Source organism: Nocardia sp. NPDC049707, from assembly GCF_040674855.1.
Classification (GTDB): domain Bacteria; phylum Actinomycetota; class Actinomycetes; order Mycobacteriales; family Mycobacteriaceae; genus Nocardia.
The window spans coordinates 96,212-109,867 of the sequence record NZ_JBFANN010000025.1; the positions used below are offsets into that span (position 1 = coordinate 96,212).

Consider the following 13,656-nt stretch of genomic DNA (forward strand, 5'->3'; position numbering starts at 1 on the left):
CGTCGAGGTTAAATCACAGTAGAGGAGCATTATTTCATGCAGAACAAGACCGTTCGCGGCGCACTGCGCAGCGCCATCGCCTCGCTGGCTCTGTGCGCGGCCCTGACCGGCGGCAGCGCGGCCGCTAATGCGGCCGGGTTGCCGCTCGAGCCCGCCGCGGATCATGCGCCGACCACCGCCGCTCCGGTCGGCGAGGAATTCACGTCCAATGGCTCCTCGTCCATCTCGTCCTCGGTGAATGCCAAGGTCGCGTGCCTGCTGCAGAACACCATCAGCGCGCAAGGCAAATGGAACTGCTGAGGTCGCATTGACCGGGGCACGCACGAGCCCCAGCGGTAACTGTGCGATCCTCGGATCGTGAGTATTGCGAACAACCTTCTCGATCCTATCCGGCTGCGGCTGCGCGGTTCGGATGGGATCGAGCTGGCCGCCGACCAGTTCGGCCCGGCGGACGGCCCGCTCGTCCTGTTTCTGCACGGTGGCGGTCAGACCAGACACTCGTGGAAGCAGACCGGTGCGAAGCTGGCCGCCGCCGGGATGCGGGTCGTCACGCTCGACGCGCGCGGCCACGGCGACAGCGCATGGTCGCCGAACGCGGACTACCGACGTAGCACGATGGTCGCGGATCTCGTCGCGGTCCTCGAACAGCTGGCTAGCCCCGCGGTCGTGGTCGGCGCGAGTATGGGCGGGATCACCGGCCTGCTCACCACCGCGGATCCGGGCGGCGCGGCGATCACCGCCCTGGTGCTCGTCGATATCGTCACCCGCCCCGAACCCGCCGGTATCGCGCGGGTGATCGACTTCCTCGGCAAACATCGCGACGGCTTCGACAGCCTCGAACAGGCCGCCGACGCGGTCGCGGAATACATGCCGCATCGGCCACGGCCCAAGAACACCGACGGCCTGCTGCGCAATCTGCGCCAGCGCGACGGCCGCTGGTACTGGCATTGGGATCCGAATATGCTCGGCCACCGCGTCGAGGATGCGAGCGAAATGGCCCAGGAGATGGAGGCCGCCGCGCGCGCCCTCACCGTGCCCGTGCTGCTGGTGCGCGGCATGCAATCCGATGTGGTGTCGCCGGAGGGCGCTGCGGAATTCCAGACATTGGTGCCGCATGCGCAGCTGGTCGAGATCGGCGGCGCCGCGCATACCGCGGCCGGTGACGACAATGATTCGTTCACCGACGCGGTCGCGAAATTCGTGCTCCAGGTGCGCGGTTAGCTACCGGTTCCGATAATCGGGCTTGCGCTTCTCGACGAAGGCATCGACGCCCTCGCGTCCGGCCGGGCTGTTCGCCGCGGCGGTGATCGCATCGCGCTCGTAGTCGAGCTGATCGCTCAACGTCGACGAATTCGACCGTGCCAGTAGCGATTTGATGCTCGCGTAGGCGGATCGCGGTCCGGCGGCGATGGTTCGGGCCACCGCCAGCGCCTCGGCCCGCACCTGCTCGTCATCGACGAGCCGACTCAGGATGCCGAGGCGCACCGCAGTTTCGGCATCGAGAATCGTGTCGGTGAGCAGGATTTCGCGGGCGCGTCCGGTGCCGACGATCCGCGGCAGCGTCCACGACATGCCGCCGTCCGGGCTCAACCCGATGCCCGGATATGCCGGGCGCAGCTTGGTGCTCGGACCGCCGATCGCGATATCCGCCGCGCACACCAAGCTCATCCCGGCTCCGGCCGCCCAGCCCTGCACCCCGGCAACGACGGGCACGATGGCCTCGTCGAGCGCCCGCACGAAATTGTGCAGATCCGTCGCGAGGCCGTGGATATGACCGGCCCGATCCTCGGCCGCCGCGAAACCGCGCACATTGCCGCCCGCAGAGAAGTTCGGTCCGGCGCCCGTCAACAGCACGGCCCCTATTTCGCGGCCGGCCGACTGCAATGCCTTGGTGCCCGCCTCGATGCCGGCGAAGTCCAGGGAAGTGCCGTTCGCGGCGGTCGAGATGGTGATCTGTAGTACGCCATCATCGACGGTGACGTACTCGGTGTGCATGGATGTCATGGCCAGCACACTAGCTCGCGCCTTTCGTCAGTGGCGCACCATACGAACCTCGATGGACGGAGTGAAGGCCTCGATGCGGCTGGCGCCGTCGAGCTCGAAGCCGTGTTTGCGGTAGAAGGCCTGGGCGCGTTGGTTCTTCTCGAACACCCAGAGCGAGCACGGGATGTCGGGGGCGACGGCGGCACGGATGAGGTCGTGGGCGACGCCGGTGCCATACCAGGCGGCGCGGACATAGAGGGCGTTGAGTTCGCCTGGGGTGACCGGTGATTCGTCGCGTGATGCACCCGTGCTCGCGAAGCCGATCACTTCGTCATCGACGACGGCGACGTAAGTGCTGGCCGGATAACGGATCCGGACGCGTTCCCATTGTTCCGTGCTGCGCTCGACATCGAACGCAGCCAAGACGTGTTCGGGGACCAAGCCGCGATAGGCCTCACGCCAGCAGGCGATATGGCATTGGGCGAGGCTATGGACGTGTTCGGCGGCGAGTGGGGCTATCTGCCAGGTGGGCTGGGGCATGGAGACCATCGTTGCCGAGGGGTCCGCAGATGACTACGCCCCGAGCACCTGGTGGTGTCGGGGCGTATGTCGGTCTCTGGGAATCAGCCGCGAACGACCTTGCCTGCCTTCAGGCAGGAGGTGCACACGTTCATGCGGCGGGTGTTGCCCGGCGCGACCTGTGCACGCACGGTCTGGATGTTCGGGTTCCAACGACGGTTGGTACGCCGGTGCGAGTGCGAGACCGACTTCCCGAAGCCGGGGCCCTTGGCGCAGACGTCGCAGACGGCAGCCATGTCGCGAACTCCTTCATGTCATGTGGGGACCGCCGCACGTCGGCAGCATGTCCGGAAACAATGTCTTAATGCCCTGCCGACTGATGTCGGCCAGCGCGAACCCTCTCGGCCGCGCTAGGCAACCCTGCAAGGGTAGCTGGCGGCGCCCGGATCCGCCAAACCGGGTCATGCAGTGACGACCCGCGGGCACACCCGATTGTAGTGAATCGGTGTCGCCGACCCACTGTCGGTATCGCCAGCTAACCTGGCCAACGGCGGCAGATCCTTTCGAGCGATCTGCCAGCAGCCGCTCGGCTGCGGGTGGCGTGGACGATCGCGGAGAGAGGTGGCGGTGCCCGGAGTGCGGGACATGATGGGCGATGGCCCGGACGCGGGACTGCCTGCCGTTGCCGGGCCGAAAGAACTGAACGGCACGGCTCTGCTGCGCTGGGGCCGGATCTGCCTGGAGGGTCTGCAACAACGGCGCGCGGAGATCAACGCGCTCAATGTCTTCCCCATCGCCGATGCCGACACCGGTACGAACATGCTCGCCACCATGCGAGCGGCAGTGCAGGCCGCCGAGGCCGCGGTGTTCTCGGCACGCGGGTCCGAGCGGTTGGATGGTTTCGTAGCCGACGATCTTCCTGCGGAAGTCGATAGCGGGAAATCGGATGCCGGGGCGGTTGGTGGTGCCGCGTCATCGGACGCCGGGGCGTCCCAGGGGCAGTTCGCGGATCGAGCCGCGAACGGTGTTGATAGCCAGACCTTGCCTGATCCTGCCGAGCGCGGGATCTCGCGGAATATTCCCGACGGCGGGCTGTGGGCTGGAGCTGCGGGCGGGGATATCGAACAGGGCAAATCGCTCTCGACGCACGATGTGGCTGCGGCGATGGCCCGTGGGGCGACGCTCGGTGCGCGCGGGAACTCCGGCATCATCCTGTCGCAGGTGTTGCGTGGGATTGCCGACGCGTCGCGCGGCGGACCGCTGACGGCGCAGACATTGCGTGATGCGCTGGCCGCCGCAGCGGTGCTAGTGCGGGAATCGCTGAGTGTGCCGGTCGAAGGGACTATTCTGACCGTCCTGGAGCGGGCGGCCGAATCCGCTGCGGCCTGTCCGGAATCTGCCGTGGCCGCGGTGGCGGTGGCGGCGGCCGATGGTGCCGCCGAGGCGCTCGGTGATACACCTGCCCAGCTCGGTGTGCTGCGCGAGGCGGGGGTGGTGGATGCGGGTGCGCGCGGGTTGGTCGTACTGCTCGACAGTCTGGTCACGGTCACCCTCGGTGAGACGCCCACTCGGCCGGAATACACGCGCGGCGAATTCGCATTCACCGGTGACTCGGCAGGTGTTGACCGTGCCGCCGCTGCGGCGCATGCCGATTCCACACCGCGAGCCGATGCCGAACCGTACGGCAGCTGTGCCGAGCCCCTGACCAGTGCCGAACCCCACTTCGAGGTCATGTACCTCCTGTTCGACACCGATGACCAACGAATCGCCCACCTCCGCGACCGCCTGGCCGATCTGGGCGACTCCGTCGTGGTCGTCGGCGACGGCGCGGGCTCCTGGTCCGCTCACGTGCACTGCGCCGACGCCGGCGCCGCCGTAGAAGCGGGCATAGCTACCGGCACCCTCAGCGCCATCCGCATCGAAAGCTTCACCATCACCGCCCGCCCCACCCCGGGGTATCCCGACGCGACCGCGCACAGTGGCATAGCCGCGGATGCCGATATCGCTGGCCATCCGGAGGTTGTCGGTCACCACGACGGTGCGGATCGCGCCGATGCCGCTGTGCAGCCTGCGGGTGGTGGACGTGCGGCAGCGACAGCACAGAGTGCACACCGTGAAATAGCCCGCGGCGCCGAGGTTGGCGAGCATCCAGACGTAGCCCTGACCGACGTTGCGGGTCGCCGTGATGCTGGCGGGCACCGCAATCGCGCCCTGGCGAACGTTGTGGATCGCACTGATGCCGCCGCGCGGGCTGGTGCTGGACGCACGTCTGTCGGATCGGGTGCAACCAAGCACATCGGATCCGAGCACGATTGTCCTGCGGATCGTGCGGTTCTGGCTGTCGCGTCGGGGGATGGGGCGGCGGCGTTGTTCGAGGCCGGAGGAGCGGTGGTGCTCGGCGGTGACGGGCCCGTGACCAGCGCCGCGCTGCTCGGGTCGATTCGACGACTGCCGAATCGGGAGGTGCTGGTGTTGCCGAACGGTGCGCTGCCCGCGCACGAATTGGTCGCGGTAGGTGTCGCGGCTCGTGACGCGCGCCGGGACGTGTTGTTGTTGCCGAGCGGGTCCATGGTGCAGGGGTTGGCGGCATTGGCGGTGCACGATGCCGGCCGGATCGCGGTGGACGACGCGTTCGCGATGTCGGAGGCGGCGGCGGCAACCCGCTGGGGTTCATTGCGTGCCGCGACGGAGCGGGCGCTCACCATGGTCGGCACCTGCGAGGCCGGTGATGGGCTCGGGCTGGTCGGCCACGATGTCGTGGTGATCGATCGGGATGTGCCGACCGCGGCTCGGACCCTGCTCGACCGGATGCTCGGCTTCGGTGGTGAGCTGGTCACCCTGCTCATGGGTGTGGCAGCCCCCGCAGAACTCGCCGATGAACTGGCCGCGCATATCGCGAACGGCTTCCCCGGTGTCGAGGTGAGTGTGTATTCCGGTGGGCAGCAAGCGGATCTGGTGCAGATAGGGGTGGAATAGGGATATGGCGACACTCAGCGATCGGCTGGACCACCTGCTCGGAGTCAAGGCGGCCGAGCCGCTTGCTGATGCCTTCGACATGCGCACCGTCGAGGACCTGTTGCGGCACTACCCATTGCGCTATGCCACCCAGGGTCAGCCGCTCACCCAGGAGCAGCCGGAGGAGGGCGCGCACATCACCGTCATCGGCCGGGTGACGAAAACCGAACTGCGCCCGATGAAGAACCGCAGGGGCCGACTGCTCAAGGTTGCCCTGGACACCGGTTCGGTCGCCCCGATCGATATCACCTTCTTCAATGGCGACAAGGTGAGTTACCTTGTCCGCGAAGGGGTTCGGGCCATGATGTCCGGCACCGTACATTGGTGGCGACCGGATCGCTGGAACCTTTCGCATCCGGATTATCTGATCCTGCCCGAGAAGGAAGAGGATTCGATCGAGAACCTCACCTCGGTGCGCGGCGGCGGTGCACTGCGCGGATTGGCGCAGAGCGCGAAAGATAAAGGGGGAGTGGATGTCTCGTTTTTCGAACGGGGATACATCCCGGTCTACCCCGCGACCGCGAAGGTGCAGAGCTGGGATCTGCTCGCCTGCGTCCGTCAGGTACTCGATCAACTCGAACCGATCGACGATCCGCTGCCCGGTGACCTGCGCGAGGACCGCGGGCTGATGAAGATCTCCGACGCACTGCGCCTGATCCACCTGCCCGAACGCAACTCCGATATCGAACAGGCCAGGGAGCGTTTGCGTTTCGATGAAGCACTGGCGCTGCAACTGGTGCTCGCCGAGCGGCGACACGATGCGGAGGCGCGGACGGCCCGGCCGTGTCCGCCGCGATCCGACGGTATCGCGGCGGCTTTCGACACCCGACTGCCCTTCGAACTGACCGAGGGGCAGCAGCAGGTGATCGCGGAGATCTCCGACGATCTCGCGCGCCCCCATCCGATGCACCGGCTGCTGCAGGGTGAGGTGGGTTCGGGAAAGACCATCGTCGCGCTGCACGCCATGCTGCAGGTGGTCGACGCTGGTCAGCAGTGCGCATTGCTCGCACCGACGGAAGTCCTTGCCGCCCAACATTATCGGTCACTGCGCGCGATGCTGGGCGATCTCGGCGCCGCCGGTGAACTCGGTGCCGCCGACAACGCGACCAAGGTGGTACTGGTAACCGGCTCGATGTCGGCGTCGGCGAAGAAGGCCGCGCTACTGGATGCGGTCACCGGTGCGGCGGGCATCGTGATCGGCACGCACGCGCTCATCCAGGACGCGGTGGAGTTCTTCGATCTCGGCATGGTGATCGTCGACGAACAGCATCGGTTCGGTGTCGAACAGCGGGATGCGTTGCGCGCCAAGGCGAAATCCGGTGCCAGCCCGCATCTGCTCGTCATGACCGCGACTCCGATCCCTCGAACCATCGCCATGACCACGCTCGGCGATCTGGAGACCTCCACCCTCACCCAGCTGCCCCGCGGCCGCTCGCCGATCGTGTCGAAGGTGGTGCCGCGCAAGCGGCATCCGAACTGGGTCGACCGTGCCTGGGAGCGCATCATGGAGGAGGTCGGCGCCGGGCGACAGGCCTATGTGGTGTGTTCGCGCATCGGTGACGACGAAGAGAACGGCAAGGGCCGCAACGGTAAGAAGTCCGGTAAGTCGAAAGGACCGGAGGAGAAGGAAGGCCCGACCACGGCTGCCGCCCTCGAGGTTTTCGACATGCTGCGCACCGGCCCGCTCGCGAGCCTCCGGGTCGGGCTGCTGCACGGCAGGCTCCCGACCGATGAAAAAGACCAGGTCATGCGCGCATTCAACGACGGCGACATCGACGTGCTCGTCTGCACCACGGTCGTCGAGGTCGGCGTCGATGTCCCGAATGCGACCGTCATGGTCATCGTGGACGCGGACCGCTTCGGTGTCAGCCAGTTGCATCAGCTGCGCGGTCGCATCGGCCGCGGCAAACATCCGGGCCTGTGCCTGCTTATTACCGACGCGGGTCCCACCGGCACCGCCATGGCCCGCCTCGATGCCGTCGCCGCCACCACCGACGGCTTCGAACTCGCCGTCCTCGACCTGCGCCAACGCCGCGAAGGCGACGTCCTCGGCGCTGCCCAATCCGGCACTGCCCGCTCACTGCGCCTGCTCTCCCTACTCGACGATCTCGAAGTCATTACCGCCGCGCAAGAGCTCGCCCGCCGAGTAGTCGAATCCGATCCAGGCCTGCGCCATCACCCAGGTCTCGCCACCATGATGCACGCCGCCGTCGACGCCGAACGGCTCGAGTACCTGGCGAAGTCGTGATCGTCGAGAAGTGCGCTGGTGGAGCGGCCTTCAGGACGTTTGCCGTTATCGGTTGGGTGTACCTAGCGCAGGGCTCGGGGGTAGGGCAGATCCGTGCTGGTGTGCTCGGTGACCGCGAGTGGGCTGCCGATCTGGGGGAAGGCGCGCTGCGGACAGGAGGGCCGCTCGCAGACCTTGCAGCCGGCGCCGATCGGCACCGCCGCGACCGGACTGTCCAGTTGAAGACCGTTCGAATACACCAGCCGGTCGGCATATTCGATATCGCAACCCAGCCCGATCGCGAAATTCTTTGTCGCCGTGCCGAATCCGTGTGGTCCCGCCAGTGCGGTGCGGGCAATCCAGAGGTAGCGGCGGCCGTCGGGCATCGCCGCCATCTGGGTCAGGATGCGACCTGGATTGGCGAAGGCCTCGTGCACCACCCACAGCGGGCAGCTGCCGCCGACCCGGGAGAAATGGAATGCCGTGGCGGACTGGCGTTTCGAGATATTGCCCGCGCGGTCGGTTCGGACGAGGAAGAACGGAACCCCGCGCTGCCCCTGCCGCTGCAGAGTGCTCAATCTATGGCAGATGGTCTCGAAGCCGACCTCGAAACGCAGACTGAGCAGCTCGATGTCGTAGCGCAGTTCCTCGGCCGACCGCAGAAAGCGGCCGTACGGCAGTACCAGTGCGCCCGCGAAGTAATTGGCCAACCCGATGCGCGCCAACGTCCTGGACTCGCCGGTGAGCGACGGTGTTTCGGCCAGGACGGCATCCAAATCCTTGGCGTACAGCAGAAAACCGAGGGTCGTTGCGATTTGAAACGCGCGTTGCCCGGGACCCAGCCGTCGGGCCAGCGTCAGCGTGCGGCTGTCCGGATCGTAATGCCGTTTCGGGATGGACGGATCCGCGCCGTCCCCGCGCACCAGCACGGTGACCCCGGCGCGCTCCTCGGCCACTCTGGCGAGTTGCCGATCGAGTGATCCGATGCTCAGACCACACTCCTCGAAGAGCTGTTCGGCCGCATGATCGAGTTGGGCAACGTGATTGTGGTGGTCGTAGAAGAAGTCCCGCACATCCTCGTACGGCATGGGCACACCCGGGGCGCCGGCCGGCGCGGCCACCCGGGCGGAGAGCAGATCGAGTTGATCGGTCGCGGCGCGTAGTCGCCGATGCATCGCGACAACGATTCGGGACACCTCCGGCAGTCGCGTAGCCAGCTCCTCCACCTCTGTCAGTGGCGCACTGTCACCACCCGCCGCATCGACGAGTACCTCATGCAGATCCGAGACCAGCCGGGCATCGGAGTCGGCGGCGAAAAATTGCACGTCGAGGTCGAAGGTGGAGTTGAGCTTCAGCAGCACCGGAATGGTGAGCGGTCGCTGGTCGCGCTCGAGCTGATTGAGGTAGCTGGGCGATAGATCCAGGGACTTAGCCAGTGCCGCCTGGGTCATCCGCCGTTCTTCGCGCAACCGTCTAAGTCGGGCGCCCGCGTACATCTTGCGCACCGCAAGATGGTAGCCCTCGAAATTCGCAATCATCGCAGATTGCCGAATTATTGCCCGCAGAAATCTGCTGTTGCAAGGGATTTTGCCGAAGATCAATCCTGCGTAGCGTGCGAAGTAGGGCAACGGGCCCGTCGGGAACCGGGGCATGGATGAGAACCCACATCGTACGCGCCCGCGCCGCCGCCGCGGACTTTCCGCGCACAGAACATGTGGCGACCAGAATTGCCGAGGTCGCCGCTGATCCGGTCCAAGTGACCGTCGAGGTCAGCGCGATGATCGTGAATCGGATCATCGACAATCCCGCCGTCGCGGCGGCCGCGCTGGTCCGCCGCTCGGCTGGTCGCGGGCTGATCCCGGGAAGCACACCTCAACCAAGCGATTGTTTGCTGTAATCGGTGCGATCGAATCGACCGATGTGCCGATCGCATCGGCGCAAGGAAGCGAGCGAACGAATGCCGAGCCCCGACGAAATCGTCACCGCCATGTGCCGCAGCTGGGCCGATCCCGACCCGGACCAGATCAGCGCCTTCTTCGCCGAAGACGCCGTCTACCACAACATTCCGATGGAACCCATTCACGGCCGCGCCGCCATCCGCGAATTCATCGCCGGTTTCCTCAGCAGCTTCGAATCCATTCACTTCGACATTCACCGCCAAGTCGCCGCGGGCGATATCGTCATGAACGAGCGCACCGATACCCTCCGCGGCCTCGGCAAAGATACGCCACTGCCGGTCATGGGTGTTTTCGAAGTCGCTGACGGCGTCATCACCGCCTGGCGCGACTACTTCGATATGGCCGCCATCAACCGCGCCTTCGGAGCCGAACCCGTGGCCGAATAATCGGCTCGCGGATCAGCGGAACCGAATCGGTTGCCCATGCGTCGAATAGGGCATCGGGGTGATCTGATGGCGACGTATGAGGAGGGGTTACGCATGGAACGTTGCTCGGGATGTCATACGGCCTGGCGGCGGCAACTGGGCGCGCGGTCGCGGATGCGGCCGATGGTGCGCCATGGCGAGAGTTGTGAGCGGTATACGCCGCGTCGTCGGCTCCGGCCCTTTCCGGGGGCCGAATCTCATTGATATGCATCCCGATAGCGCGGTGGTCACACCGCGCTATCGGGATGCGCGTCTTGGCGGATCCGGTTAACGCACTGCGGCTGCGGCCGCGACGAGATTGCGTAACGACGCTTCCACTTCGACTGGTCCACGCGTCTTCAGCCCGCAGTCCGGATTGACCCAAAGCCGGTCGGCGGGAACGGCCTGCAGTGCGGCGCGGAGTGAAGCCGTGATCTCCGCAACGCTCGGCACCCGGGGTGAGTGGATGTCGTAAACGCCCGGTCCGACGCCGAGATCGAAGCCTGCGGCATTCAAATCGTCGAGCACCTCCATATGCGAGCGCGCCGCCTCGATCGAGGTCACATCCGCATCCAAGCCGGCAATCGCATCGATGACCTCACCGAATTCCGAATAGCAGAGGTGAGTGTGGATCTGGGTGGCATCCGAGATCCCGGAGGTAGCCAACCGGAATGCACCGACCGACCACTCCAGATACGCGCCCTGATCGGCCGCGCGCAGCGGCAGCAATTCCCGCAGCGCGGGCTCGTCGACCTGGATGATCCGGATGCCCGCGGCCTGCAGATCGACCGTCTCGTCCCGGATGGCCAGCGCCACTTGACGTGCCGAATCCGCCAATGGTTGGTCATCGCGCACGAACGACCAGGCCAGAATCGTCACCGGGCCGGTCAGCATGCCCTTGACCGGCTTATCGGTCAACGATTGCGCGTAGCCGATCCAATCCACGGTCATCGGCTGGGGCCGTGCGACATCGCCGAACAGAATCGGCGGCCGCACACAGCGGGTGCCATACGACTGCACCCAGCCTGCTTCGGTGGTGGCGAATCCGTCGAGTTGCTCGGCGAAATACTGCACCATGTCATTGCGCTCCGGCTCGCCGTGTACGAGCACATCCAGGCCCAGTTTCTCCTGTAGCGCAATGACATCCGCGATTTCGGACCGCATCCGCCGCACATACTCGGTCTGATCGATCTCACCTTTGCGCAGTGCCGCACGTGCCAGCCGGATCGTCGAGGTCTGTGGATACGAACCGATCGTCGTCGTCGGCAACGAGGGCAGCCGCAGCTGCTCGGCCTGCAATATCCGTCGCTGCTGCGCGGGAGCCCGTCGCGTGGCATCGGGACCGAGCGTGGCCAGCCGCGCTCGCACCTGCGAATTATCCAGCCGAGGATCAGCGCGCCTGGTGGCCAGAGCCGCACGGACCGTGGCCAATTCATCGGCGATCGCCTCGGGCCCCGCACTCAGACCGGTCGCGAGCAACCGCACCTCGGCAACCTTCTCCGCACCGAACGCCAACCACGAGCGCAGCCGCTCGTCGAGGCCGGTTTCGTCGGCCAAGGTATAGGGCACATGCAGTAGCGAGCAGGAACTCGACACCGCAACGGATTTCGCGCACCCCAGCAGCGTGCCGAGCGTCGCCAAAGCCCGGTCCAGGTCGGCCCGCCAGACATTTCGGCCGTCGACCACACCAGCCACCAGCAGCTTGTTCGCCAGCGTGGTCGCACCTGCCACTTCGGACAGATCGGCGGCAACGGTGAAATCCAGTGCGATGCCTTCGATTTCGGTCTCGGCCAATGCGCTCGAAGCCGCACCTGGCGTGCCGAAGTAAGTGGCTACCAGTAGCGCGGGTCGATCCTTCGCGGCCGATAGTTCGGCGTAGGTGCGCCGTACCAGTTCGACCTCGTCAACGGTCAGATCGGTGACCAGAACCGGCTCGTCGAGTTGCACCCACTCCGCGCCCGCCGCGGCCAGCAGCCGCAACAGCTCCCGATAGAGCGGCACCAACTCGTCGAGGCGATCCAGCGCCGCACCGCCGCGCGCCTTCGCCAGCTTCAGGAAGGTGATGGGCCCGACCACCACCGGCCGCGCGGGCACTCCGAGTGCGAGCGCCTCCCGCAGCTCATCCAACACCTTCGACGGATGCAGCGAGAACGCCGTCTCCGGACCGATTTCCGGTACGAGATAGTGGTAATTGGTATCGAACCACTTGGTCATCTCCAGCGGTTCGACCGTAGCGGTGCCGCGTGCGGCCGCGAAATAGCGATCCAGCGGATCGGCGATACCGGCCACCCGAGGCGGCAGTGCGCCGAGCAGCACGGTGGTGTCGAGCATCTGGTCGTAGTAGGAGAAGGTGCCGATAGGGATGGAATCCAGTCCGGCGCTTTGTAATTCGGTCAGCTGATGGCGCCGTAGGCCGGCGGCGATCGCGTGCAGTTGCGTCGCGTCGATGCGTCCGGCCCAGTAGGACTCGGTGGCGCGCTTGAGCTCACGGTGCGGCCCCACCCGCGGGAGACCGAGAACCGTCGCGGTGAACGGGTTATGCGTAACAGTCACGAATTTCTCCAGTGCTGAGATCGAAGACCATCGCCCTACGAGCTAGCGGAGACCGAGTGATGTGCCGGCGCACCGACCGAACAACGGAGCCCGACAATCACACAGAGGTCCGCGCGCCCAATCCACGAGGCGGTGGCCGCCGGATACGGCGTATCCGACACGGCTGGCAGGTCTTCGGACTTGCGGGCACGGGCCTTCTGGCCGACCCCGGACGGGGCTCACCTACTGGCCGTCGCTTCCCGGGTGGATACCCAGTGCTGATGACGGCGGTCGTTCCTGCATACCGCTGCGGGACAGTCCCGGATTCTCACCGGGTTCCCTCTTGTCCGCGTATCGGATCGCCCGATCCGCGAACTCGACTCCGTAACGCGACGTCGGGGCTCCATCTCGTCTGCGCACGGCGAACCAGCTGCGTCACCCAGCATAGTCGGTCGCGCCGCCCGATTTCCGAGCCATGCCAGTCGGCACTGACGACTACCACGGATCTCTGTCCTACACGCGAGGAGTTCGCGGCCGGTCTGAGCACATACCCAACGCCGAACGTTCCCCCATGGTCGACCACCACGGAGCGAGTCTCACGAGCGAGGTTCGCGGCCCGTTTCACATCCGAATCGTCGAAGCGCATGCGACGAAGTCGCGAGTCTCGACCGTCTGGCAGGTGTGCAGCGGGTAGCGAACGACCTGCGCAGGTGTCCCCAACGGAGCAAGCCTTACGAGCGGCCCGTCTCGTATCCGAGTCGTCGAAGCGCATGCGCCGTACGCGCGGGACTCGATCATCCGGCGCGCGTGCACTTTGTGTTGAACCATCCGCACATCACCGACTACCACGGAGCGAGTCTTACGAGCGACCGTTCGCGGCCCGTCTCGCGTCCGAGTCGTCGAAGCGCATGCGACGAAGTCGCGAGTCTCGCGTCCGAGCCGTCGAGCAGCACGCCACCGGCGGCCAGCAGCAGCGATACCGGAATCGGCCACCACGGGCCGTGCCGGCCGAGCAACC

10 protein-coding genes, 1 pseudogene and 1 riboswitch are annotated in these 13,656 nt (G+C 66.1%); of the genes and pseudogenes, 6 read left to right on the forward strand and 5 right to left on the reverse strand.

All coding sequences use genetic code 11. The annotated features are described in order from the left end of the window. Positions 1 to 36: 36 nt before the first annotated feature. Both AB0J29_RS22310 and AB0J29_RS22315 read left to right on the forward strand, forming a co-directional pair. A complete protein-coding gene (locus tag AB0J29_RS22310) occupies positions 37 to 300 on the forward strand; it encodes a hypothetical protein (protein WP_364789268.1) in 264 nt (87 codons plus the stop codon). A gap of 57 nt (positions 301 to 357) precedes the next feature. Continuing rightward, on the forward strand, positions 358 to 1,221 hold the full coding sequence (locus AB0J29_RS22315) for an alpha/beta hydrolase (RefSeq protein WP_364789271.1): 864 nt from the start codon (positions 358 to 360) through the stop codon (positions 1,219 to 1,221). On the opposite strand, the gene AB0J29_RS22320 is transcribed toward AB0J29_RS22315, so the two are convergent. The 3 genes from AB0J29_RS22320 to rpmB form a co-directional block, all read right to left on the reverse strand. Further along, positions 1,222 to 2,004, reverse strand: a complete 783-nt coding sequence (locus AB0J29_RS22320) for an enoyl-CoA hydratase-related protein (protein ID WP_364789274.1) — start codon at positions 2,002 to 2,004, stop codon at positions 1,222 to 1,224. A 27-nt stretch (positions 2,005 to 2,031) separates the two neighbouring features. Continuing rightward, positions 2,032 to 2,523 (reverse strand): GNAT family N-acetyltransferase, encoded by a 492-nt coding sequence (locus AB0J29_RS22325; protein ID WP_364789277.1) that lies wholly within the window; start codon positions 2,521 to 2,523, stop codon positions 2,032 to 2,034. Positions 2,524 to 2,606: 83 nt separating this feature from the next. Then, the gene (rpmB, locus tag AB0J29_RS22330; RefSeq protein ID WP_011210730.1) at positions 2,607 to 2,798 is read right to left on the reverse strand and encodes a 50S ribosomal protein L28; all 192 of its coding nucleotides are present in this window, start codon (positions 2,796 to 2,798) and stop codon (positions 2,607 to 2,609) included. 352 nt (positions 2,799 to 3,150) lie between these two features. Here rpmB and AB0J29_RS22335 point away from each other — a divergent pair, with 352 nt between their 5' ends. Continuing rightward, positions 3,151 to 5,478 carry a DAK2 domain-containing protein gene (locus tag AB0J29_RS22335; protein ID WP_364789305.1) on the forward strand — a complete coding sequence of 776 codons (2,328 nt, stop codon included), beginning with the start codon at positions 3,151 to 3,153 and terminating at the stop codon, positions 5,476 to 5,478. A 4-nt stretch (positions 5,479 to 5,482) separates the two neighbouring features. Beyond that, complete coding sequence (gene recG, locus AB0J29_RS22340; RefSeq protein WP_364789280.1) at positions 5,483 to 7,765, forward strand: ATP-dependent DNA helicase RecG; 2,283 nt, start codon at positions 5,483 to 5,485, stop codon at positions 7,763 to 7,765. Between the two features lie 62 nt (positions 7,766 to 7,827). Here the strand turns inward: recG and AB0J29_RS22345 are convergent, their stop codons facing one another. After that, the gene (locus AB0J29_RS22345; protein ID WP_364789283.1) at positions 7,828 to 9,249 is read right to left on the reverse strand and encodes a short-chain fatty acyl-CoA regulator family protein; all 1,422 of its coding nucleotides are present in this window, start codon (positions 9,247 to 9,249) and stop codon (positions 7,828 to 7,830) included. A gap of 149 nt (positions 9,250 to 9,398) precedes the next feature. On the opposite strand from AB0J29_RS22345, the pseudogene AB0J29_RS22350 reads away from it, so the two are divergent. Both AB0J29_RS22350 and AB0J29_RS22355 read left to right on the forward strand, forming a co-directional pair. Beyond that, positions 9,399 to 9,581, forward strand: a pseudogene (locus AB0J29_RS22350) (MmgE/PrpD family protein); the annotation flags it as partial. Positions 9,582 to 9,701: 120 nt separating this feature from the next. Beyond that, positions 9,702 to 10,088, forward strand: a complete 387-nt coding sequence (locus tag AB0J29_RS22355) for a limonene-1,2-epoxide hydrolase family protein (protein ID WP_364789286.1) — start codon at positions 9,702 to 9,704, stop codon at positions 10,086 to 10,088. Positions 10,089 to 10,394: 306 nt separating this feature from the next. On the opposite strand, the gene metE is transcribed toward AB0J29_RS22355, so the two are convergent. Further along, the gene (gene metE, locus AB0J29_RS22360) at positions 10,395 to 12,659 is read right to left on the reverse strand and encodes a 5-methyltetrahydropteroyltriglutamate--homocysteine S-methyltransferase (RefSeq protein ID WP_364789289.1); all 2,265 of its coding nucleotides are present in this window, start codon (positions 12,657 to 12,659) and stop codon (positions 10,395 to 10,397) included. A gap of 147 nt (positions 12,660 to 12,806) precedes the next feature. Next, a riboswitch (cobalamin riboswitch) is annotated at positions 12,807 to 13,020 on the reverse strand. Positions 13,021 to 13,656 lie beyond the last annotated feature (636 nt).

Bases quoted from the DNA above. Each gene is read 5' to 3' on its own strand.
- AB0J29_RS22310 (WP_364789268.1), top strand. From the start codon at position 37: ATGCAGAACAAGACCGTTCGCGGCGCACTGCGCAGCGCCATCGCCTCG.
- AB0J29_RS22320 (WP_364789274.1), bottom strand. From the start codon at position 2,004: ATGACATCCATGCACACCGAGTACGTCACCGTCGATGATGGCGTACTA.
- AB0J29_RS22325 (WP_364789277.1), bottom strand. From the start codon at position 2,523: ATGCCCCAGCCCACCTGGCAGATAGCCCCACTCGCCGCCGAACACGTC.
- rpmB (WP_011210730.1), bottom strand. From the start codon at position 2,798: ATGGCTGCCGTCTGCGACGTCTGCGCCAAGGGCCCCGGCTTCGGGAAG.
- AB0J29_RS22335 (WP_364789305.1), top strand. From the start codon at position 3,151: ATGGGCGATGGCCCGGACGCGGGACTGCCTGCCGTTGCCGGGCCGAAA.
- recG (WP_364789280.1), top strand. From the start codon at position 5,483: ATGGCGACACTCAGCGATCGGCTGGACCACCTGCTCGGAGTCAAGGCG.
- AB0J29_RS22355 (WP_364789286.1), top strand. From the start codon at position 9,702: ATGCCGAGCCCCGACGAAATCGTCACCGCCATGTGCCGCAGCTGGGCC.